The organism is Pseudoalteromonas sp. TB25 (genome assembly GCF_000497995.1).
Lineage (GTDB): Bacteria > Pseudomonadota > Gammaproteobacteria > Enterobacterales > Alteromonadaceae > Pseudoalteromonas > Pseudoalteromonas distincta.
The window spans coordinates 1-19,391 of record NZ_AUTI01000325.1; the positions used below are offsets into that span (position 1 = coordinate 1).

Sequence of the window (19,391 nt, forward strand, 5' to 3'; positions counted from 1 at the left end):
CCAGCCGTTACTTGCTTGCTAACCTAAATGGTTTTAACCCAGAAACAGATCAAGTAGCTGTTGATGATATGGTTGAGCTTGATAAGTGGATTGTTGGACGCGCAGCTCAGTTGCAAGACGAGATTTTAGCCGCATACGACAGCTACCAAATGCTATTAGTAACGCAAAAGCTAATGAACTTCTGTACGGGTGAGCTTGGCTCGTTCTATTTAGATGTTATAAAAGATCGTCAATATACAGCTAAGAGTGATAGCCATGCACGTCGTTCTTGTCAAACTGCGCTTTATCATATCGCAGAAGCAATGACGCGTTGGATGGCACCTATTATGAGCTTTACCGCACAAGAAATTTGGGAAGCGTTACCGGGTGAGCGTAGTGACTACGTATTTACATCAGTTTGGTACGATGGCTTACAAGCGCCAACAAATAGCCAATTTAGTAACGATGATTGGTTAGAGATTTTAACTGTACGTGACGAAGTAAACCGCTTATTAGAAGCTGCACGTAAAGAAGAAGTCATTGGTGCAACACTTCAAGCAACGGTGAATTTATTTACGGGTAAAGAGCTTGCCGCTAAATTAAACGCGCTTGGTGATGAACTGCGTTTTGTATTGTTAACATCAGCCGTGAATGTTACTGAAGTTGATAGCCAGCCTGCAGATACACAAGCTACCGAGATTGAAGGTTTGTTCATTAGCGTTGCTGCAACAGATGCTGCTAAATGTGAGCGTTGTTGGCATTACAGCGAAGATGTAGGTGTTGAGCCTGCTCATCCTGAAATTTGTGGTCGTTGTGTAAGTAATGTTGACGGCGAAGGTGAAAAGCGTCAATTCGCTTAGGAGTTATTCTTAGTGAGCAAACTAGCCCAAAAAAGTGGTTTAGTGTGGCTTTGGTTGAGTCTATTACTTTTAGTAATAGACTTTGCCAGTAAAACACTTGTTGTAGGGACTATGGCTTATCAAGAGTCTATAAACTTACTCCCTGTTTTTAGTATTACTTATGTACATAACTATGGTGCTGCTTATAGCTTTTTAAGTGAAGCGGGTGGTTGGCAACGTTGGTTTTTAAGTGCAATTGCCGTTGCTATTAGTGCTTTGCTTGTATGGTGGCTAAAACGCTTACCTGCTACAAATAAAGTACTATGCGGTGCTTATGCATTGGTACTTGCTGGCGCTATTGGTAATTTATACGATCGTATTGCGTATGGTTATGTAATCGACTTTATTCACGTTTTTTATAAAGACTCACATTTTCCTGTATTCAATATTGCCGATTGCGCTATTTGTATTGGCGCAGCATTATTGTTATTTGACGCCTTCACCGGCGAGAGTCCAAAGGAGCATAAAGCATGAGCCAAGCTGTAATTGGTGAAAACTCGCAAGTTATTTTCCATTTTTCTATTAAATTAGAAGATGGCTCTGCCGCTGATTCTACCAAGGTACACAACAAACCTGCTAAATTAACAATGGGTGATGGCAGCTTAACGGCAAACTTCGAAAAGTGTTTATTAGGGCTAACTGCAGGCGAAAGTAAAACGTTTGAATTAGAACCTGAAGATGCTTTTGGTCAGCCAAACCCAGATAATATTTACTACGTTGACCGTAGTAAGTTTGGTCCAGAAACACCAGCTAAGGTAGGTGCAATTATTGCGTTTACTCAACCTGATGGCACTGAGCTTCCTGGTTTAGTCCGCGAAGTGCAAGGTGAGTCGGTAACGATTGATTTTAATCACCCTTTATCTGGCCAGCGTTTAACGTTTGAAGTTGATATTATTGAGGTGGAAGGTTAATGGAAATATTACTAGCTAATCCTCGCGGCTTTTGCGCTGGTGTTGACCGTGCTATTAGTATTGTTGAGCGCGCTTTAGATATTTTTGAAAAGCCAATTTATGTTCGCCACGAAGTAGTACATAACCGCTATGTGGTTGATGGACTAAAAAGCCGTGGTGCGGTATTCGTTGAAGAACTTGATCAAGTACCTGACGACAGTATTGTTATTTTTAGCGCACATGGCGTATCGCAAGCGGTTCGCAGCGAGGCTAAACGTCGTGATTTAAAAGTATTTGATGCAACGTGCCCGCTTGTAACTAAAGTGCATATGGAAGTTACACGTGCGAGTCGCAAAGGTATTGAGTGTATTTTAATTGGACATCATGGTCACCCTGAAGTAGAGGGAACAATGGGACAATATGATAACTCAGACGGTGGTATTTATCTTGTTGAAACCGTTGATGATGTTGTTGCGCTTAATGTAAAAAATGCTGAAAATCTTTTTTACTGTAGTCAAACGACTTTATCAGTTGATGATACTGCTGATGTTATTGATGCACTACGCAATAAGTTTCCATCAATTGACGGACCTCGTAAAGATGATATTTGTTATGCAACGCAAAATCGTCAGGATGCTGTTCGTGACTTAGCTGACAAAGTTGATGTGCTATTAGTTGTTGGCGCTAAAAACAGCTCTAACTCTAATCGCTTACGTGAACTTGCAGATAAAATGGGCACTGTTGCTTATTTAATTGATGATGCAACTGATGTGCAAGAGCAGTGGGTTTCAGGTTCTAAATCAGTGGGTGTAACTGCGGGTGCATCTGCGCCAGAAGTACTTGTACAACAAGTTATAAGCCGATTAAAAGATCTTGGTGGTACGCAGGTTGTTGAAAACCCAGGCGAAGAAGAGAATATCGTATTTGCTGTTCCTGTAGAGCTACGTTAATTTAAAATTTAGATTATAGGAGAGTCGTTATGAGCAAGTCACTAAAAAATGATGGTTTGCTTTTTTCGGCTCTTTTTAATGAGCGAGGCGTACTAGCTTCGCTTATTGTTTCTCAAGTTATTGCTATTGTTTTAGCCTTTGCACCCAATGTAGAAGGAGATATTTGGCTTCGACTTGGGATCATCAGTTTGTTTATGCATTTAATTGTTTTAGTCGGTACCTCTTCTTTATACTTTTGTAGATTTTTCTTACAAACGCGCACTCAAACTTTTCAATTAAGTTTGTTTTTTATCTTTTTTTTATTATCTACATGCATTTTTAGTATTTTATTTTCCCATTTTGCTTTTGATATAGATGATACAGATAACTTAATTTATTTCACACTTCGCAATTGCATTATAGTGGCTTTGCTGGCGGCTTTATTCGTCCAATTTTTATTAATTCATTTTGAGAAAGAGCAGCAAACTAAAGCGCTTTCTCGAGCTGAGCTTGATGCCTTGCAAGCTAGAATACGTCCTCATTTTTTATATAATAGTTTAAACACCGCTGCAGAGCTTACTCATCATGATGCCGATGCGGCAGAGCAGGCTATTTTAGCATTAGCCGCCTTATCGCAGGCTGCAATGCACTCAGGAAAAAATGTATCTCTTGACGATGAAATAACGCTGAGTAAGCAATATATAGCACTTGAAACATGGCGTTTCGGTAATCGCTTAAGCGTTGATTGGCAAATACCTAATGAACTACCTGCATTGAGCATTCCTTGTTTAACCCTGCAGCCATTAATTGAAAATGCAGTATGCCACGGTGTTGAAACAAGTGAGCATGGTGCAGAAATAAAAGTAGAGCTACATATTACTACCGGCTATATAACCATGATTGTTTCTAACCCTATAACAATTTCTAATGCTCAAACTAGGCCTAATAACGGCATGGCGCTTGAAAATATTCGCCAGCGATTAAATATTTATTATAAAAATAAAGCGCAGCTAACAATTACTAATAAAAATGATGTGTTTAGGGTCAAGGTCGTTATTCCTAAGCTAATTGAGGGCAGTGTATGAACGTACTCATTGTTGATGATGAACCTCTTGCGAGATCGCGCTTAATTCGTTTGTTGGCACATGATAAAAGCATAGTTGTACAAGGCGAGGCAAGTAATGGTAATGAAGCCCTAGTACTGGCTAAAAAGCAAACGCCGGATTTGATTTTTTTAGATGTTGATATGCCTGGTATGAATGGTTTACAAGTTGCTAATGAGCTCAATAGTTTAACTCTACCTCCTGCTATTGTTTTTATAACTGCTCACCCTGAGCATGCCTTCGATGCTTTACAATTAAGCGCTGCAGGTTATTTAGTTAAACCTATTTCAGAGCAATCATTGCAAAAGGTGCTTAAGCAAGTCGGGCGCTTAAATAAAGTACATATTCAAAAACAACAAAATGTAAAAATCTCTTATCAGCTAGCTGGTACTCTACGCAGTGTTGATATAAATGATGTTTTGTATTTTAGTGCCGAAGAAAAGTATACCAAAATGATATTCTGTGGTGGAGAAGCTTTACTTGAACAAAGTCTAAAACAATTAGAGTTACAATTTCCTACACATATTTTGCGAATTCATCGCAATACATTGGTTAATAAACAAAAAGTAATTGCTTTGCATTCAAAAGCGAATGGCAATCATATGATTGAGCTACAAGGGTGCAGTGAGTTATTGCCAGTGAGCCGCCGTGAGCTTAAATTAGTAAAAAATTCGCTTTAGGCTTACCTTGCAATTAACCTCCCCTTGATTTAAATACATTTGAGTCTTAATTATCAACGGTGTTATTGAATAAACAGGTTTAATTAACCGTTTATCAACAAATATAACCGCTTGTCTTAGTCCTCATTGATTCCTCAAATAAATAACATAAACTTAAAATCAGATAATTTTTATTTGGTTTTATTATGCAATCACCTCACGTAAAAGTGCAAAGAGGCTTCACTCTGATTGAAGTGCTAATTGCATTTATTATTCTTAGTTTTGGCCTTTTAGGCGCAGTTGCTTTGCAAGCAAAAGCAAAGCAAGCAAGCTTTGATTCTATGCAGCGTGCTGCTGCAGTTGCACTTGGTAATGATATTGTGCAGCGTATCCGTGCTAACGATACCCCGCAAATAGCTAGCCTATATACCCAAACATTTAATAGCGAAGCCTCAACTAAAACCTCACAGACGTGTTTTACAAGCACTTGTAGCGCAGCGCAAGTTGCAGCCCTAGACCTTGAGCAATGGAAAAGAGCTATAAAAGCAAGGGAAAACACAGGCTCTTTAGATGACGCAACTGTATGTATTGCGGCTACTGCAGTTGCAGGTACAGGTGGTAAAGCATTTAATTTAGAGGTCGTTGTATCTTGGCAAGGGCGTCAAGAGTTTAATGCAAATAGTACGACTGGAGACATCAAGTGTGGAACGGCTGATAAAAAGCGCCGTTTAGTTGTTTTAACTAGTTATATTTACCTTAGGAGCTAACATGAAGCAAAAAGGTTTTACACTTGTAGAAATGATGATTTCATTATTTATTGGTGGGTTAATTTTAGGCGGCGTTATGTTTACCTATATAGGTATGAAAGTAACCACTAAAGATACGATGACTATTGGTGAACTTCAAGAATCAGGACGCCTTGCAATTAACATAATGCAACGTGATATTGAGCAAATTGGCTTTTGGGGCACTTATTATGATGATTCTTTTACTTCGGTAAACACAGAAGCATTATCAAACCCGCTAAATGACTGTTTTGAAGGACTAAATAACGGTAGTTTTCCTGATTTGGCAACTGCGAGTAACTTTAGAACTATTTATGCGAAGGTTGCAGATGCTTCAAAAGAACTAAACTGCGTAACGAGTCCAGTAAAAGGTACCGATATTATTCAGTTAAAGTTTTTACAAGGTGATCAATTAACTGAAGCTGAGACTCAAACGAGTGAAAACTATTTCATAGCGGAGCAAGAGAGAGCTCAATTCAAGCGAGGTGAAATTACAGGAAGTTCTGTTAATGCCTCTATTTGGCCGTATAGCCATCATGTTTATTATATTTCAGAGCAAACATATAAAGTAAATAACAAGAACCTAACTGTACCTGCATTAATGAGAAAGCGCTTAGTTGGTGGAAATATCACCACAGAAACTATTATGGAAGGTGTCGAAAACATGCGGTTTGTTTTTGGTCTCGATACAAACAGGGACAATCGTGTAGATACATACCGAAGTATTAAAAGTATGGAGCACACTGATTGGGAAAATCGAAAGGGTATTTTAACAGTACAGGTATTTTTATTAATACGCGCATTGGAGCCAGACCCTGGGGTTAAAATTAAAAACCAAACTTACATATTAGGTGAAGATGAAGACAAGCGTGAATTGAAATTCACAGATAGTTTCAGACGCACAGTGTTTACCACGACTATTCGATTAAATAATGTTGGATCAAATTTATGGCGTATTTAAAACAATCACAGAAAAAGCAGCAGGGTGTAGTACTGATCACTGCTCTAATAATGGTAATTGCAGTGACGGGTATAGCGGTGACTCTTATGAGCAGTAGTAGTATTGATATTAAAATTACCAATGCAGCGCAAGAGCGTGAAGTGGCCGAAAATGAACTTATTGGCGAAGTACAGCGCATGATTTCTGATGAAGCAAATAAAGGTGCGAATAATCAGTTTTTTTTGAGTCCAGATGAAGTCACTTCGATTGCAGCCTCTGATAAAGAAGGCATGGTGATCGCAACACATGATGGTATGCAAAGCAAAATGGTTAATCTAAACAAAGGTGCGCTTGACCTAGAGTGTCCTCGACGCTTTAATTTTACTGCAGGTATATCGTGCAATATGTTACAGGTCGCCACGACAATAGAATATGGCTCTAAAAGTAAGCATGAACTAACCATTGTTACAGGTGTAGCGCAAGAAATGGCTAGCATAAGTAAGGGGATTTAATATGAAATTAAAATTAAACAAAGTGTTAGCCTCTTTACTTGGCTTAACAATAAGTGCGTCAGTTTATGCTGAAGATATAGAGCTTTATGTTAATCATGATGTGGATGTTGAAGAAAAGCCCCGAGTATTACTGATTTTTGATACATCAGGAAGTATGGCTTTTTCATCTTCAAGTGGTGGTAACTGTGGTTTTAATAATTTTTTAAACTTATATAATTTATGTATTGATAGCCGCCTTGCTGCTGCGCAGTTTGCGATGAATAAAGTCATTTCTGATAATGAAGATACTATCGACTTTGGTTTAATGCGCTTTAAAAGTACGACCGGTGGTTACATTGTTAACGGTGTTGGTAGTGATTCATCAGTTGTACGTTCGTCGGTTGCATCTTTACCTGCAGATGGTGGAACCCCGCTTACTGAGACTCTATGGGAAGCTTATTTATATATTACAGGGCAAAAAGTTCAATATGGCTTAGAGGCCACAATTCTTGAACGTGATACGAGTGTCGAGTTAAGAACTGGAAGTGAGTTTACACAGCTTGAATGTGGTTGGGTTAGAAATAGAGGTCGCTGGAGTTATGAGTGTGAAAATGTAACTACAAATAATTATGAGTATACTTACATATCGCCCTTTGCAGATAGCACCGCTGAGGCTAAGCGCTGCGACAACTCGATAAATATCATTTATATGACCGATGGCGACCCATCTGGTGATAATGATAGTGACAGCCAAATTAGTGCAGAGCATGAGAAGTACTTTGGGGAAGGATTAAACTGGAATACGGATAGTTACTACAGTAGTTACCTACACCAAATGGCTAAAATTATTCATGGTACAAGTGATACTACTGTTGATTTATACCCGTCGACTCCCGATATTCATGAAACAGGCCGTTTATATACTATCGGTTTTGGCTCTGGTATGAGCGCGAGTGGACAAGAGCTTTTACGTAGGGCCGCTTCTTTAGGTGGTGGTGAAAACTTGCCCGCAAGTACGCCAGATGAGCTTTCTGAATCATTAAACAGTGCAATTTCTCGTATTCGTGAAGTAAATGATAGCTTTTCATCGCCGTCCGTTGCTAGTAACAACGTAGATCAAACCCGTAGTCGAGATGCTATTTATTTTGCAATGTTTTACCCAGAGACAAATACCCGCTGGGGCGGTAACTTAAAAAAGTTAAAGGTATCGGGTAGTAACATAGTTGATTCAGCGGGCAATGTAGCGCTTGATTCTAATGGTTTGATAGACACTGATGCAAAAACATTTTGGCTTCCTGATGGTAAGTCAGCAGATGGGAACTTAGTAGCACAAGGTGGCGTTAATTATCAACTAAGTACCTTAACAGGAACCAACGCAGAAGAACGAAGAACAATATATACAGATAAACAAGGCGATATAGTACGATTTACTACATCGATTGTTAGTGACATTCTTGATTTAATAACTAATAACCCAATTAGCTTATCTAGTTCAGATATTAAATGGGCTATGGGTATTGATGTTGATGATGAAGATAACGATAACGATACCACGGATCAAAGAGATGATATTTTTGGTGATCCTCTGCATTCAAAGCCTGTTGCGCTTGATTACGGTAATGATGATATTCGTATTCTAATTGGTACCAATGCTGGCTTTTTGCATATGTTTAAAGACGATGATACAAATAATGAAGTATCTGAAAGCTGGGCATTTATACCCTCAGATCTGTACAGCATTATTCAACCGCTGCGCAACAAAGAAACGGGTAAAAAATATGGTATGGATGGTCCAATCAGCGTTTATTTTAATAATAAAAACTTAAATAGCGATGGTTTAAACGACGGGATTATTGATGCGAGTGGTGATGATGAAGTATGGGCTTTTGCAGGAATGCGTCGAGGTGGTAAAAACTACTACGCACTGGATATAACAAATCCCGATCAGCCTAAAAAACTATGGAGCGCACCAATAGAGGGCGGAAAAGGTGATTTTAAAGAGCTTGCGCAAACATGGTCAAAACCGCAAATAGCCTACATTAAAGCATTTGGTGACAAGCCTTTATTAATTTTTGGTGCTGGGTACGATACAAACAAAGATGCGGTGATTAAAAGTGAAGATAGTACAGGGCGAGGTATTTACATTGTTGAAGCAGAAACAGGTAAAAGAGTATGGGCATTAACACCCGATATTAATGGCTTTAAAGGTAAGCATAGTATTGCTGCAGATATTACCACGCTTGACTCAGATTATGATGGATATATAGACCGAATTTATGCGGCAGATACTGGTGGAGATATTTGGCGTATAGATATGCCAGGCACTAGTACTAGTGAATTTAGTCACTTTAAATTAGCTGAGCTTGGCAGTAATAAAGCAACTGAGGACAGACGCTTTTTTTACAAACCACTCGTTGCACGAACCATTTATAGTAAAGTAAGCGAGACAACCGTTGATGGTAGTACCGTTATAACACGCTTAGATACGCCGTATGATGCAATAGTTATTGGTAGTGGTAACCGCTCAAAACCAACCGGTACCAATGAAAAAGATCAACTGTTTATGATCAGAGATGAAAATACAGTTACTAAATCATATAAAACGAATGCACCGGATACTATTGTACCTGCTGATTTGATGCAAATGAATTCAGACCCATTTGGTAATGCTCTAGATGACGTTGATGATTTTGTTGACTTAGAAGTCGACTTGGCTAAATTTAATGGTTGGAGATATGAGTTAGGAACGGGTGAAAAATCACTAGCTGCTGCTACAGTTGTTGGAGGTGTTGCTTATTTTACAAGTTTCACACCTGCATCAGATACATCGACTGAAAACCAATGTTCCCTAAGTGGTGGTGGTGGTTCTTTATACGCATTTCACCTACATTATGGTACGAAAGTGTATGACGACCTTAAATTTACAACCAGCTATGATGTACCAGATACACCTCAGTTATACTTTGGCGAAGGCCCTTCATGCGTAGATGGTAATGGAGATGGTAAGTGTGATGACAACCCAACAGTTGACGTAACACAAGAAAGTCAGTTTTATCTAATTGGGCCGGGTATCAAAGGTGAAAATGCTGAAAACCCAATGAAGCCTGTTGAGATAAAGGGCCCCGGCTTAACAATTGTTGATGGTAAAGTTGTATTGGTTAATGACAATGCTGTAGGGTTTGGCTTTAAAACTCAACAAACATATATCTATAAACGTGAAGAAAATGACGAAGTTAATAATTAAGGAAATTAAATGAAGAAACAACATGGGTTTACCTTAATTGAGCTGATGATAGCGGTTGCAATTGTAGGCATACTTGCTTCAATTGCATTGCCCAATTATACAGAATATGTAAAGCGTGCTTCGCGCGCTGAAGCTGCTGCAGCATTGTTAGATGCTGCAAACAAAGAGGAGCAATATTTTGTAGATAATCGTGAGTATACGCAATCCTTTACTGACTTAGGGCTACAAAGTAAAACCGAAAATGGTCACTTTGAACTATCTATCAGCGTAGTTGATAGTAATACCTTCACTATTACAGCTAAGCCTATAGACGGTGCTGTAAAAGGAGATACTGATTGTAAAGAGCTTTCAATCACTGATATTGGTCTCAAAGGTGCAAAAGGGTCTAAAGGAGACACCGATATTGGTTATTGCTGGGGTCGATAGCCTAGATTACTTCTTCTGGCACTTATCAGTTGATTTAATACGTATTCTGCCAGTCTGACTTACTGATAAGGCCAACCCCTCGAGGTTGGCCTTATTGCTGTTGGGGCAATATATAAAAGTACCATTTTGAAAACCATTCAAAGAACCATCAGGACGAAACGTAATTGCGCTGCGAGGGTATTTAAGACTGTCAGCTTCATGGATCTCCTCAAAAGTACTTAAGAGTAGTTCATCATCATCTAACGAGGTTGATTTATCTTTGTCGATAAAGAGTGACATTTGGCCATTCCACTCGTCCTTTGTACATTGACTGTCTTTTAGTGCACAAAGCGTGACGTAAGTAGTATTTTCAATGGCATATAAACGGCCATAATTTATATTTCGGTGTAGGAGGTTTACGTGGTTATCTAAGCGGTTTTTAGCTAAAAAATCTGGGTAAAACCACATAGATAATTGGCTGATAATACTGACAACAGCCATAGATACCATTAATTCGAGAAGTGTTACTCCCTTACTTTTTGATATTGATAATCTCATCCTTGAAGACCTGAGTTAATAAATGATTAACTCAGTCTAGTAAATGATACAAATATGACAAGATATAATTGTACGTTTTTTAATCACACTTTTCAGTGGTGTCACCAAGGTAAAAAGCAGTACCAGATACTGATACATTCAGCGCTTTATTGTTTTCGTTGTCATTATTGGGGCAGTATACAAAGCCCGTAAAGCTACCTGAGCCAGCTAAACTTGTCGTAATACGACCGCTCGTATTAAACCGAAGGCTATTATTACCAGAGAATTTTATTCTATCGCTAGACGGAGTTTCTGACATTACACGTAATAGACTATCATTTGCGCTTTTATAACTTCCGTCATTATCAGTATCTATAAATAAAATAACGGTATTAGTTGATGCCCATTCACTTTGGCATGTGAGACTTGAGCTACTACTTGTAACTGTATTGGGAGCAGGGCATACAATGACTATTTCATCCGTACTTGCAGCTTGAGCACGGGCGTAGCTAATATTTCTTTTTAATTCCAACAAAAAGTTCTCAGCTCTATTTTCTTCTAGCATATCGCTACTATTCCAAATCGCAATTGATGCAATAATGCCAACGATAGCTACGGTTACCATGAGTTCTAAAAGGGTGAACCCGTTTTGTTTGTTTGTCATATTAATCTCATTTACTGCTAGTCATTTAAGTATAGCTATTTTTATATAATAAATTATATCACGATCGGTTGTTTTATCACCGTAATTCAATTGCTTTGTTTGCTATGAACACTATGATTGTCTAAAATCGAGGCAACTGAAGCTTTCAAAAGTAATTAATATGAAAAAAATAGAAGCAATTATCAAACCTTTTAAGTTAGACGATGTGCGTGAAGCGTTATCTGATGTAGGTATTACGGGGATGACGGTAAGCGAAGTTAAAGGCTTTGGACGTCAAAAAGGTCACACAGAGCTATATCGTGGCGCAGAGTATATGGTCGATTTTTTACCTAAAGTAAAACTTGATATTGTATTGACTGATGAAGATGTAGACCGTGCAATTGAAGTTATTGTAAAAACGGCGCAAACAGGAAAAATCGGTGATGGTAAAATATTTGTCACAGATGTTGAGCGTGTAATACGTATTCGTACTGCAGAGGAAGATGAAGAAGCGATTTAAGCTTGTTTTTCTATGTAGTTAAAAGGCGCTTTAGTAAGCGCCTTTTTTATTTATTTAGTTCTTTTATTTAGTTTTCGTGTTTGCTTTGCGTGCTCACTAAGCTCAGTTAAACCTAATTGGTCGTAACTTTTCTCCATCATTTCAAGCGCGGGATCTAAGTAACTGCTTTGTGAATAATGCTCAACAACAAACTTACCTCTATTAGCAGCAGCTAAATAAGCTTCACGTTCGTAATAGTAAGTTGCTACTTTTAATTCATAACGTGCCATGCGGTTTAAAAGCCACACTAAACGACGCTTAGCTTCAGGCGCGTAATCACTTTTAGGAAAACGTTTTACTAATGTCGATAAATCTGTAAATGCAACACGAGTACGGTTAGCATCACGGTCGGCTCTATCTACACCAAAGTACTCTTGGAACGCATTTTTATCTGCTTTAATATTTACTAAACCACGCATATAATACATGTAGTCTAAATCTTTATGATTTGGGTTTAAGCGAATAAAGCGGTCAATGGTTGCAAGTGCTTGTTCAGTATTACCTGATTGATAATGTGCATAGACTAAGTCCATTTGTACTTGCTTAGAGAATGGGCCAAATGGGTAGCGAGAGTCTATAGCACTCAAAAGTTCAATTGCACGAGCATATAAACCAGAATCTAGCGTTTCTTTTGCATCTTCATATAAAGCGTGTGCAGACTTATTCGGTACACGTTGAATGTCTTCTTGGTCTGGAGCAGACGAACAAGCGCCTAAACTAAGTACAGAAACTGAAAAAACAATGGCAAATGCACGTTTCCCTATTTTATTTATCATTTTATTTGTTACCTTCGATGTCTTCGGCTAGGCCAAGTCGGTAAAACCGAGTAAACTATGCGTATTATATTATGCTTTTATTAAAAGCGATTCTAACCCAGTCGAGCAAAGCTTGCACTGGTAAATTGGGTAAAGTTACTAATGTCAGAGCAAATTTCTCTTCAAGCCGACGTTCCAACCGAATTAGGTGGTAAACGTCTAGACCAAGTATTAGCACAATTGTTCCCTGATTATTCACGTTCTCGTATAAAAACGTGGATTTTGGATGATAAAATCACTGTAGACGGTGAAATTTTCAACACTCCACGCGAAAAGCTACTAGGTGGTGAAGTTGTAAGTGTTGAAACAACAATTGAAGCACCACGCGAATACGAAGCACAAGATATCAAATTAAACATTGTTTATGAAGACGATGATATTTTGGTAATTAATAAACCAATGGGCCTAGTGGTTCACCCAGGTGCGGGTAACCCTAATGGAACAGTGCTAAACGCATTGCTACATTACTACCCTGAAATAATTAACGTGCCACGCGCAGGTATTGTACATCGTTTAGATAAAGACACGACCGGTTTAATGGTTGTAGCTAAAACGATTCAGGCCCAAACGCATTTAGTGAAAGCACTACAAAAGCGCGAAAATTTCACTCGTGAATATGAAGCACTGTGTAATGGCACCATGACTGCAGGTGGTATGGTTGAAAAAGCGATTGGCCGTCATCCTACTCAGCGTACGCATATGGCCGTACATGAACTGGGTAAACCGGCAATTACACATTACCGTGTTGCTGAAAAATTCCGTGCTCATACTCGTTTACGTCTGCGCCTAGAAACAGGCCGTACTCACCAGATTCGTGTGCACATGGCACATTTAAATCATCCGCTAATTGGCGATCAATCTTATGGCGGCCGTCCGCGTCCACCTAAAGGTGCAACACCAGAGTTATTCGAGTTACTTCGTAGCTTTAGACGCCAAGCACTACATGCTGTAAAATTGAGCATTGCGCATCCAATCACGGGTGAAATGATGACATGGCAAGCACCTATCCCTGATGATATGGTTGCTATGACACATGCACTACGTGAAGATACTAAAGCTAATCCTGATATCGATAGATAATGCACTTATTGTCAGCGACATGGCAAAACCTTCATAAAGTAGGAACGTTAAGTACTACTTGTGGAGGTGGTGTTTCAAAAAAACCATTTAAAAGTTTCAATTTGGGATACCATGTTGGAGATAATCAAGATCATGTATCAAAAAACCGCTCACTATTAACCAAACACTTACCTAAACCTGCCGTGTGGCTAAATCAAGTTCATAGCTCTGATGTTGTTATTGTTGATGAACATTTTGACTCTAATAAGTTACACAATGCTGATGCGCTTTATACTCAGTTATTAAATCAGCCTTTGGCTATCATGACTGCCGATTGCTTACCTATTTTATTAGTGAGTGATGATGAGAAGGAAGTTGCAGCTATACATGGTGGCTGGCGGGGGCTTGAGCAGGGAATTATTAAAAATACTTTAGAATGTTTTAGCTCAAAGTATGAAAATATAAATGCTTGGCTAGGGCCTGCAATTGGGCCAACTCAATTTGAGGTTGGCGCTGAAGTGTTTGAGTTATTTCAAAAAAGGTCTTCTTCATTTATTCAAGCATTTACACCACAAGCTAATGGCAAATTTCTTGCTGATATTTTTGGCATTGCGCGTACTTTACTTACCCAGCAAGGCGTTAAAAATATTACAGGCGGCGACTATTGTACAGTCTCTCAAAGTGACTTATTTTTTTCTTATCGACGGGATGGGCAAACCGGACGTATGGCAAGTTTGATCTGGCGCAAGTAATTAGCACCTTTAGCTATTATATTTCTCTCTACACCTTGAACAAACACCTAAACATACCCATTAATTAAGCAATTAGATTATTTAATAGGTAACACCATGCGTTTAGATAGATTTACAAGTAAATTTCAATCTGCGCTTTCTGATGCGCAATCGCTAGCCCTTGGCCGCGACCATCAATTTATTGAACCCTTACATTTAATGTATTCACTACTGCAGCAAAGCGGCTCCAGTGTGCGCGCGTTATTTGCCCAAACGGGGGTCAGCGCAGATGAACTTAACACCAAGCTTTCTCAAGAAATAGAAAAACTATTTAAAGTAGAAGGCGTAGGTGGCGACGTGCAGCTATCAAATAATATGGCTTCACTTATTAACCTATGTGACAAGTATGCGCAAAAACGCAAAGACAAATACATTTCAAGTGAATTGTTTGTACTGGCAGCTTGCGACGATAAAGGTCCACTTGGCGATATATTCAGATCGTTAAATATTACCTCCACTAAAATTGAAACAGCAATTAAAGCGATTCGTGGTGGTCAAAAAGTTGATGACCCAAATGCCGAAGAAACACGCCAAGCGCTTGAAAAGTACACGATTGATCTAACTGAGCGAGCAGAGCAAGGTAAGCTTGACCCTGTTATTGGTCGTGATGACGAAATTCGCCGCACGATTCAAGTATTACAGCGCCGTACTAAAAATAACCCTGTATTAATCGGTGAGCCAGGTGTTGGTAAAACAGCAATAGCAGAAGGTTTAGCACAGCGTATTATTAATGGTGAAGTACCTGAAGGATTAAAAAACAAACGTGTTTTATCGCTTGATTTAGGAGCACTAGTTGCGGGCGCTAAATATCGCGGTGAATTTGAAGAGCGTTTAAAATCAGTGTTAAACGAATTGGCTAAAGAAGAAGGCCAAGTCATTTTATTTATTGATGAAATACACACTATTGTGGGTGCAGGCAAAAGTGATGGCGCAATGGATGCGGGTAATATGCTAAAACCTGCTTTAGCACGCGGTGAGTTACACTGTGTTGGCGCAACCACGCTTGATGAATACCGTAAATATATAGAGAAAGACGCAGCACTTGAGCGTCGATTCCAAAAGGTACTCATTGAAGAGCCGTCGGTTGAAGATACCATTGCAATATTGCGTGGCTTAAAAGAGCGATATGAGCTACATCATTCAGTAGAAATTACTGATCCCGCGATAGTTGCTGCGGCGCAGTTATCTCACCGCTACATTAGCGATCGTCAGTTACCAGATAAAGCAATTGATTTAATTGACGAAGCGGGTTCTTCAATTCGATTACAAATTGATTCAAAACCAGAGTCGTTAGATAAGCTTGAGCGTCGTATTATCCAATTAAAATTAGAAGATAATGCACTTGCTAAAGAAAAAGATGAGGCGAGTCAAAAACGTCGCACTGAAATGCAAGAGTTGATCACCGACCTTGATGGGCAATATCGTGAGCTAGATGAAATTTGGAATGCTGAAAAAGCATCGCTTCAAGGTACACAAGTAATTAAAGCCGAGCTTGAACAAGCAAGATTAGATTTAGATGTAGCGCGAAGAGCAAGTGATTTACAGCGTATGTCAGAGCTGCAATATGGGCGAATTCCAGAGCTTGAACGAAAACTTGATTTAGCCTCACAAGCTGAAATGCAAGAAATGACTCTGCTTAAGAACCAAGTAGGTGAGGATGAAATTGCTGAAATTTTATCTCGCTGGACAGGTATTCCTGTTGCAAGAATGCTACAAGGTGAGCGTGAAAAGCTGCTGCAAATGGAAGATAAGTTACACAGTAAAGTAATAGGGCAAGATGAAGCGGTCGTTGCTGTTGCTAACGCAATACGACGCTCACGTGCAGGACTTGCAGATCCTAATCGCCCAATTGGTTCTTTCTTGTTTTTAGGTCCAACAGGTGTGGGTAAAACCGAGCTTACAAAAGCACTGGCAGGTTTTATGTTTGATACCGAAGATGCCATGGTACGTATCGACATGTCTGAGTTTATGGAAAAGCACTCAGTTGCACGCCTAGTGGGCGCACCTCCAGGTTATGTGGGTTATGAAGAGGGCGGTTATTTAACAGAAGCTGTTCGTCGTAAACCTTACTCAGTTATATTGCTTGATGAAATAGAAAAAGCACACCCAGATGTGTTTAACATTTTACTGCAAGTGTTAGATGATGGCCGATTAACTGACGGACAAGGTAGAACCGTTGATTTTAAAAATACTGTTATTATCATGACATCAAATTTAGGCTCAGATATTATCCAAGAACAAGCGGGGAATAATGACTATACGACCCTTAAAGCTAAAGTAATGGAAGTATTGATTAATGAGTTTAGACCTGAGTTTATTAACCGTATTGACGAGACTGTTGTATTCCACCCGTTAGCAAACGAGCATATAAAAGAAATAGCTGATATTCAGTTAATGAAATTACGTGAGCGTTTAACAGAGATGGGGTATCTGCTTGAAATAAGCGATGCTGCACTTGAGCGAATTGCAGCAAGTGGGTTTGATCCTGTGTACGGTGCACGCCCGCTTAAGCGTGCTATTCAGCAAACGATTGAAAATCCGCTAGCACAAAAGCTACTTAATGGGGACTACATACCAGGTAGCGTGATTGTTATTGATGCAAATGACGACTCTTTGGTATTTACCAAACGCTGATTGTAAATAATTAAACTCTAAAGCCGCTAAAATAGCGGCTTTTTTATGTTTGTTAAACTTTAAAAGTTAGTAATAAATCGTTCACTCTACATGAGCCTTCAACAAGCTCAGCTGCACCTTTTGCCACATTAAAGCTTAAACTTAAGTTGTTATCTCCAAAGTCTTTAATTTGCGAAACATTATTACTAATCTCGTTACTAACCATTTGTTGCTCTTCTGCAGCGGATGATATTTGTATTGCCAAGTGAGATATTTCACTGATTTGGATAAAAATTCCCTCAAGTTCAACTTGAGTTTTATCGGTTGTCAAAACACAGTTATCGGCTTGTGCTTTAGTGCTTTGCATTACTTTGGACCAGCTAAATAAAGTATCTTGTATTTCTTTAATAGAACTGTGGATTTGTGTTGTAGCATTTTGAGTACGTGACGAAAGGGTCCTTACCTCATCGGCGACTACTGCAAAGCCTCGACCATGTTCTCCCGCTCTAGCTGCTTCAATCGCTGCATTAAGAGCAAGTAAGTTAGTTTGATCGGCAATTCCCTCTATTTCACTCATTACCTTACCAATTTTATCTGCTTCAGAGGCTAAGCTGGTGGCTGTATTTGCTGCTTGTTCTACTTGAGAAGCTAAGTCAGATACCATTTTACTATTATCAGCAATGTGGTCTTTTATCTCTGAGCAACTTTGATGGGTGTTATTCACTTTATCCGCTGTTTGAGCGGTATTTACTGATATTTCACCAATGGTAGAACTCATTTGAGTCATCGCTGATGCAATTTGTTCTAAACGCTCACCTTGTGAAGAAATCCCTTTTTCGGTGAGTGTTGATTGTTTGTCTAAATCAGTTGCGATGCCATTAAAGCTTAATGTTGAGTCTTTCATACGGCCAAGAACTGTGCGCAATTTTGCACTTAGCATTTGCTCTCTATAATCACTTACACTGTGCGGTGTATGGCCGCTGTAAATATAACGAGAGATTGAATCGGCTTTTGCTTTTTGTTCGCGTAATATTTTAGGGGTAACAATGAGTTCGTCATAATTTAGCACAATAACTAAAGCACAAATAAATAGGCTAATTGCAGCAATGGTGATTGATGCCGCAACAGCAATAAAAATCAGCCAAAATAATAGGCTTATAAAAGTAAGGCTTTGTCTTATTGTGGTGTGTTCTCGTAGTTTAAATAATGACTTGTTGGTATTTATTTTGTTGTAAAGTGTTTGTGCACGTTGCTTAAATTGAGAGTTTGCTTTGGTTCTTACAGATTGATAACCAACAAGTCGGCCACGTTCAAAAATGGGGGTTACAAAGGCATCTACCCAGTAATAGCGGCCATCTTTACAGCGGTTTTTAACCATACCGCGCCACGAGTGTTCTTGTTTTAATGTTGCCCACATTTCTTTAAAGGCTGCTTTTGGCATATCAGGGTGGCGAACAATATTATGATGCTGACCGATAAGCTCTTGCGCGCTATATCCTGCTACAGCACAAAACGCTTGATTGACGTATGTTATTACACCTTTAAGATCAGTAGTGGAAACCAGCTCTTGTGATTCATCAAAGTATACTTCTTCATTTTTTAAGCTTTTATCATTGTGCATTGTATTTATTATCATCCTTTATTGTTGCAGTCATTATATTGCTTACACCCTACAAAGCAAAAAATAGCGTCCTTCCTTCTATGCTCATAAGACAAATAATTGTATTTATTGATCTAGATCAAGTTTAAATACCGGACAGCTAAATTGAACTGATTTTGCAGAAGTTCCGGTCTATTACTTTAAGCTGATATTTTACTTATTTGATTTATAGTTAAATACGTATTTAAAGCATTTGTATAATGCACATAGCAATGGCAATATTACGACTTAATATAATGATGTTGGTCATATTAAGCGCATGTATAAAGTGGGGAAATAATTATTAAATTTGAAAGTTATATAGTTCTTAGCAATTTATACCAGTTGCATTAAATAAGTGATCTATTATAGCGCTAAGAAAATAGCACAATAGCACGTCGAAAATTATGA

Annotated in this window: 19 protein-coding genes; 15 read left to right on the plus strand and 4 right to left on the minus strand. The window is 38.8% G+C overall.

The features are described from left to right. The 11 genes from L652_RS0112350 to L652_RS0112400 all read left to right on the plus strand — a co-directional run. Nucleotides 1-839 (plus strand): class I tRNA ligase family protein (locus tag L652_RS0112350; protein ID WP_029753277.1); only part of this gene is annotated, 839 nt, incomplete at its 5' end. A gap of 12 nt (nt 840-851) precedes the next feature. Further along, on the plus strand, nt 852-1,352 hold the full coding sequence (lspA, locus tag L652_RS0112355; RefSeq protein WP_002958230.1) for a signal peptidase II: 501 nt from the start codon (nt 852-854) through the stop codon (nt 1,350-1,352). Continuing rightward, on the plus strand, nt 1,349-1,789 hold the full coding sequence (fkpB, locus tag L652_RS0112360) for an FKBP-type peptidyl-prolyl cis-trans isomerase (protein ID WP_002958231.1): 441 nt from the start codon (nt 1,349-1,351) through the stop codon (nt 1,787-1,789). The genes lspA and fkpB overlap by 4 nt, the downstream gene beginning before the upstream one ends. Continuing rightward, entirely contained in the window at nt 1,789-2,718 is a 930-nt protein-coding gene (gene ispH, locus L652_RS0112365) for a 4-hydroxy-3-methylbut-2-enyl diphosphate reductase (protein ID WP_002958232.1), read from the plus strand. The genes fkpB and ispH overlap by 1 nt, the downstream gene beginning before the upstream one ends. A gap of 29 nt (nt 2,719-2,747) precedes the next feature. Next, entirely contained in the window at nt 2,748-3,782 is a 1,035-nt protein-coding gene (locus L652_RS0112370) for a histidine kinase (RefSeq protein ID WP_002958233.1), read from the plus strand. After that, a complete protein-coding gene (locus tag L652_RS0112375; RefSeq protein WP_024596571.1) occupies nt 3,779-4,480 on the plus strand; it encodes a LytTR family DNA-binding domain-containing protein in 702 nt (233 codons plus the stop codon). The genes L652_RS0112370 and L652_RS0112375 overlap by 4 nt, the downstream gene beginning before the upstream one ends. Nucleotides 4,481-4,665: 185 nt before the next feature. Beyond that, nucleotides 4,666-5,226 (plus strand): type IV pilus modification protein PilV, encoded by a 561-nt coding sequence (gene pilV / locus L652_RS0112380; protein WP_024596572.1) that lies wholly within the window; start codon nt 4,666-4,668, stop codon nt 5,224-5,226. Between the two features lies 1 nt (nt 5,227). Beyond that, nucleotides 5,228-6,205, plus strand: a complete 978-nt coding sequence (locus L652_RS0112385; protein ID WP_024596573.1) for a PilW family protein — start codon at nt 5,228-5,230, stop codon at nt 6,203-6,205. Beyond that, a complete protein-coding gene (locus L652_RS0112390) occupies nt 6,193-6,696 on the plus strand; it encodes a hypothetical protein (protein ID WP_024596574.1) in 504 nt (167 codons plus the stop codon). Before L652_RS0112385 ends, L652_RS0112390 begins: the two co-directional genes overlap by 13 nt. Before the next feature lies 1 nt (nt 6,697). Beyond that, the gene (locus L652_RS0112395) at nt 6,698-9,919 is read left to right on the plus strand and encodes a PilC/PilY family type IV pilus protein (RefSeq protein WP_024596575.1); all 3,222 of its coding nucleotides are present in this window, start codon (nt 6,698-6,700) and stop codon (nt 9,917-9,919) included. Between the two features lie 9 nt (nt 9,920-9,928). Next, nucleotides 9,929-10,345 carry a type IV pilin protein gene (locus L652_RS0112400; RefSeq protein WP_024596576.1) on the plus strand — a complete coding sequence of 139 codons (417 nt, stop codon included), beginning with the start codon at nt 9,929-9,931 and terminating at the stop codon, nt 10,343-10,345. Nucleotides 10,346-10,351: 6 nt separating this feature from the next. Here the strand turns inward: L652_RS0112400 and L652_RS0112405 are convergent, their stop codons facing one another. Next, the gene (locus L652_RS0112405) at nt 10,352-10,882 is read right to left on the minus strand and encodes a GspH/FimT family pseudopilin (RefSeq protein ID WP_024596577.1); all 531 of its coding nucleotides are present in this window, start codon (nt 10,880-10,882) and stop codon (nt 10,352-10,354) included. 79 nt (nt 10,883-10,961) lie between these two features. Further along, nucleotides 10,962-11,525, minus strand: a complete 564-nt coding sequence (locus L652_RS0112410; RefSeq protein ID WP_024596578.1) for a GspH/FimT family pseudopilin — start codon at nt 11,523-11,525, stop codon at nt 10,962-10,964. 160 nt (nt 11,526-11,685) lie between these two features. Here L652_RS0112410 and glnB point away from each other — a divergent pair, with 160 nt between their 5' ends. After that, entirely contained in the window at nt 11,686-12,024 is a 339-nt protein-coding gene (glnB, locus tag L652_RS0112415; RefSeq protein ID WP_002962211.1) for a nitrogen regulatory protein P-II, read from the plus strand. A 50-nt stretch (nt 12,025-12,074) separates the two neighbouring features. Here the strand turns inward: glnB and L652_RS0112420 are convergent, their stop codons facing one another. Then, entirely contained in the window at nt 12,075-12,839 is a 765-nt protein-coding gene (locus tag L652_RS0112420) for an outer membrane protein assembly factor BamD (protein ID WP_002962210.1), read from the minus strand. A 141-nt stretch (nt 12,840-12,980) separates the two neighbouring features. Here L652_RS0112420 and rluD point away from each other — a divergent pair, with 141 nt between their 5' ends. The 3 genes from rluD to clpB all read left to right on the plus strand — a co-directional run bounded on the left by rluD (nt 12,981) and on the right by clpB (nt 17,362). Then, nucleotides 12,981-13,958 (plus strand): 23S rRNA pseudouridine(1911/1915/1917) synthase RluD, encoded by a 978-nt coding sequence (gene rluD / locus L652_RS0112425; protein ID WP_024596579.1) that lies wholly within the window; start codon nt 12,981-12,983, stop codon nt 13,956-13,958. After that, complete coding sequence (gene pgeF, locus L652_RS0112430; RefSeq protein ID WP_024596580.1) at nt 13,958-14,689, plus strand: peptidoglycan editing factor PgeF; 732 nt, start codon at nt 13,958-13,960, stop codon at nt 14,687-14,689. The genes rluD and pgeF overlap by 1 nt, the downstream gene beginning before the upstream one ends. Before the next feature lie 96 nt (nt 14,690-14,785). Continuing rightward, nucleotides 14,786-17,362: an ATP-dependent chaperone ClpB gene (gene clpB / locus L652_RS0112435; RefSeq protein ID WP_024596581.1), complete on the plus strand. Its 2,577-nt coding sequence runs from the start codon at nt 14,786-14,788 to the stop codon at nt 17,360-17,362. 52 nt (nt 17,363-17,414) lie between these two features. Here clpB and L652_RS0112440 read toward each other — a convergent pair whose 3' ends face one another. Beyond that, nucleotides 17,415-18,962, minus strand: a complete 1,548-nt coding sequence (locus tag L652_RS0112440) for a PAS domain-containing methyl-accepting chemotaxis protein (protein ID WP_024596582.1) — start codon at nt 18,960-18,962, stop codon at nt 17,415-17,417. Nucleotides 18,963-19,391: the final 429 nt, after the last annotated feature.

Excerpts from the sequence above, each read along its gene's own strand:
- fkpB (WP_002958231.1), top strand. The coding sequence starts at position 1,349 with ATGAGCCAAGCTGTAATTGGTGAAAACTCGCAAGTTATTTTCCATTTT.
- pilV (WP_024596572.1), top strand. The coding sequence starts at position 4,666 with ATGCAATCACCTCACGTAAAAGTGCAAAGAGGCTTCACTCTGATTGAA.
- L652_RS0112375 (WP_024596571.1), top strand. The coding sequence starts at position 3,779 with ATGAACGTACTCATTGTTGATGATGAACCTCTTGCGAGATCGCGCTTA.
- L652_RS0112440 (WP_024596582.1), bottom strand. The coding sequence starts at position 18,962 with ATGCACAATGATAAAAGCTTAAAAAATGAAGAAGTATACTTTGATGAA.
- L652_RS0112370 (WP_002958233.1), top strand. The coding sequence starts at position 2,748 with ATGAGCAAGTCACTAAAAAATGATGGTTTGCTTTTTTCGGCTCTTTTT.
- L652_RS0112390 (WP_024596574.1), top strand. The coding sequence starts at position 6,193 with ATGGCGTATTTAAAACAATCACAGAAAAAGCAGCAGGGTGTAGTACTG.
- pgeF (WP_024596580.1), top strand. The coding sequence starts at position 13,958 with ATGCACTTATTGTCAGCGACATGGCAAAACCTTCATAAAGTAGGAACG.
- L652_RS0112395 (WP_024596575.1), top strand. The coding sequence starts at position 6,698 with ATGAAATTAAAATTAAACAAAGTGTTAGCCTCTTTACTTGGCTTAACA.
- L652_RS0112410 (WP_024596578.1), bottom strand. The coding sequence starts at position 11,525 with ATGACAAACAAACAAAACGGGTTCACCCTTTTAGAACTCATGGTAACC.
- L652_RS0112400 (WP_024596576.1), top strand. The coding sequence starts at position 9,929 with ATGAAGAAACAACATGGGTTTACCTTAATTGAGCTGATGATAGCGGTT.
- L652_RS0112420 (WP_002962210.1), bottom strand. The coding sequence starts at position 12,839 with ATGATAAATAAAATAGGGAAACGTGCATTTGCCATTGTTTTTTCAGTT.
- L652_RS0112405 (WP_024596577.1), bottom strand. The coding sequence starts at position 10,882 with ATGAGATTATCAATATCAAAAAGTAAGGGAGTAACACTTCTCGAATTA.
- ispH (WP_002958232.1), top strand. The coding sequence starts at position 1,789 with ATGGAAATATTACTAGCTAATCCTCGCGGCTTTTGCGCTGGTGTTGAC.
- clpB (WP_024596581.1), top strand. The coding sequence starts at position 14,786 with ATGCGTTTAGATAGATTTACAAGTAAATTTCAATCTGCGCTTTCTGAT.
- glnB (WP_002962211.1), top strand. The coding sequence starts at position 11,686 with ATGAAAAAAATAGAAGCAATTATCAAACCTTTTAAGTTAGACGATGTG.
- rluD (WP_024596579.1), top strand. The coding sequence starts at position 12,981 with ATGTCAGAGCAAATTTCTCTTCAAGCCGACGTTCCAACCGAATTAGGT.
- L652_RS0112385 (WP_024596573.1), top strand. The coding sequence starts at position 5,228 with ATGAAGCAAAAAGGTTTTACACTTGTAGAAATGATGATTTCATTATTT.